The following is a 2,554-nucleotide window of genomic DNA, read 5'->3' as shown; positions in this document are numbered from 1 at the left end:
AGCCGGGACAGGTCGGGATGAGGATAGTCAAGAAGGGCTGGCTTACCACAGCCAGGCACAGCAAGCTCATCGCTTTAGGGGTAGTGTAGCAGAAAAACCTCAAGAATAGCTCAAGGTCACCCAAAGATTTGCTCAATGCTGTCCGTCGCTCTCTCACTACCATCATCCTACATCCAGCCGCCTTTGGGTTTCAGGTCCCTTGCTCACAGGAGAGGGCAGCGTTTTCACCAGAGCGCCGACTGAGCGTTGTCGCGCCTATGCCAGGCTATCCTGTGAAGAGGCTCAATAAAAAAGAGGGTTGCCAGTCGAGTCAAGGCAGACCCGACTGGCAACCTCCCTGGAATGTTCCACAGTGGGAATAGGGAGAAAGCGCCGTGCTGGGTTACTGCTTCTGCTGGCTCAGGCCCTCGGCGTAGCGGCGCTCAATTTCCTCCCAGTTGACCACGTTCCACCAGGCATTCAAGTAATCAGCGCGGCGATTCTGGTACTTCAGGTAGTAAGCATGCTCCCAGACATCGTTCCCCATCACAGGATAGAGACCATCCATGTAGGGGCTATCCTGGTTAGCGGTCGAGATTACCTGCAGCTTCCCCTGCTTATCCAGAACCAGCCAGACCCAGCCCGAGCCGAAGCGCTTCAGACCGGCATCATTGAACTGATTCTTGAAGTTCTCGAAGGAGCCGAAGGTTTGCTCGATGGCCTTTGCCAGATCGCCGCTGGGCTGGCCGCCGCCATTGGGCTTCATGATGCGCCAGAACATGCTGTGATTGGCATGTCCGCCACCGTTATTACGCACCGCCGTGCGCACATTCTCTGGCACCTCGTTGATGCGCTTCAGCACCTCCTCAACCGGCAGGTTAGAGAAGGGATGACCCTCTAGCGCACTGTTGAGGTTACTGACATAGGTGCCGTGATGCTTATCATGGTGAATCTGCATCGTCTGCGCATCAATATATGGCTCCAGAGCATCGAAGCTATAGGGCAAAGGTGGAAGTTCAAATGCCATAGACCTTCTCCTTTTGATAAAGAGATTGCCAGAATGGCGCTGCAGATAGCATGCTCACCCTGGCCTGGCTCACTCGCCTGCACTGGCGCTAGCTGGCTTGTAGAGGAGAGAAAAGCGAACCGGACCCGGCAGCAGGGCAGCAGGTCCGGCAAGCAGGCAGACACAGATGCACATGTACACGAGCGTGAAGGCCCGAGCACACGGGCAGTCGAGGGACTGGCCAGAGCGTCGCGTCAGCCAGCACTAGAGCACTCCCCTGTTTAGTTGTATTCGATAAGATATGCGATTGTCAAGCAGATGCATACCTTTCCGTCAAGCCATCAAGCGAGCGAGCGCTGTTCTGCTGGTCAGCCCACCAGCCGAGCATTCCAGGACGACGCAGCCGCTCTCCCCAGCCCACCATCTTATCACCGATAGCTCCCTCACCAGCGGCATCTCGTATAGCGCCCCTGGCGGGACAAGCCAGATGCAGCCTGCCTTTACGTATATTAGTATAGCGTAAGGAGCGCCAGCCGCCGCTGACCGAAAGGACAGTGAGCATGCTCACTGTCACCAAGGCAGCGAGACGCCACCGTAGAGCAGGAGGCCAGCTCCTGCAGCTAGCAGCAAAACGACAAACACGTGGACGCGCCGGCTCAGCGCCAGCAAGCAGGCAGCAACGCCGATAGCCCAGGCCCGCCAATCGCTAGAGCTGTGGCTGATGATCGTCCAGCTATTTCCTACAGTGATCCCCACGACGGCCAGCGAGACGCCACGCATCAGGGCCTCGACCCAGTGGAGTCCGCCAAGGCGCTGATAGAGCGCCTCCCAGATCAGGGAGACAAAAGGCGGGATCATGATCGCCAGGAGCGCCAGGGCTGCCCCTACATAGCCGTAGGTCAGATAGCCCAGCGCAATGACCCAGAGACCGTTTGGTCCGGGGCTTAACTGACCGATGACCAGCGCCTGACTAAAGTCGCTCTCATCGGCCCAGTGATTGGCAAGCAAATCCTGATGCAGGCTGAGGAAATTACTGAAACCGCCCGTTGAGAACAGCGAGGCTTTGAGAAACAGCCAGAAATAGAGCAAAGGATTTTTCATGGCTGCTCCTTTCCGTCTGGCTGTTGATCCAGCGCTGCCAGAGAGGGAGCGCGAACGAAGAGGAATCTACCAGCGAGGGCAGAGGCTAGCACGACCAGCACTACGGTAATTTTGCCGACAATGAGCGCCAGCGTCACTAGCACAATGAAGGCCAGGCTGAGGGCCAGCATGCCAGGGCCTTCCTGATAGCCTTGCTTCAGCAGCGGACGAGCGAAATTGATGGCTACCACCAGCATAATACCGGCGGTTGCCGGCACCACGCCGCGAAACATTGCCTCGATGAAAGCCAGATGCTGTATCTCCTGAAAGCCGGCGGCGATAAGAGCCGTGATGGTCGCGCTGGGCAGCAGCAAGCCCAGCAACGACACCAGGACTCCCCAGGGTCCAGCGAGCTTGCGCCCAATGAGCACAGTGATCGCTACCAGGTTAATGCCGGGAGTCATAATACAGAGGTTCTCTCTTAAAAAA

At 57.2% G+C, this 2,554-nt stretch carries 3 protein-coding genes; all 3 read right to left on the bottom strand.

Features of this window, described 5'->3' with window-relative positions; all coding sequences use genetic code 11:
- Nucleotides 1-382 precede the first annotated feature (382 nt).
- On the bottom strand, nucleotides 383-1,006 hold the full coding sequence (locus IRZ24_RS19285) for a superoxide dismutase (protein WP_297168082.1): 624 nt from the start codon (nucleotides 1,004-1,006) through the stop codon (nucleotides 383-385).
- Nucleotides 1,007-1,555: 549 nt separating this feature from the next.
- A complete protein-coding gene (locus tag IRZ24_RS19280) occupies nucleotides 1,556-2,086 on the bottom strand; it encodes a chromate transporter (RefSeq protein ID WP_297168079.1) in 531 nt (176 codons plus the stop codon).
- On the bottom strand, nucleotides 2,083-2,554 hold a 472-nt coding region (locus IRZ24_RS19275; RefSeq protein WP_297168076.1), incomplete at its 5' end, for a chromate transporter. The genes IRZ24_RS19280 and IRZ24_RS19275, both read right to left, overlap by 4 nt.

This window comes from Thermogemmatispora sp. (assembly GCF_019683755.1).
Classification (GTDB): domain Bacteria; phylum Chloroflexota; class Ktedonobacteria; order Ktedonobacterales; family Ktedonobacteraceae; genus Thermogemmatispora.
The sequence above is the reverse complement of the archived record's forward strand: the minus strand, read 5'-3'. Positions and strand labels throughout refer to the sequence as shown.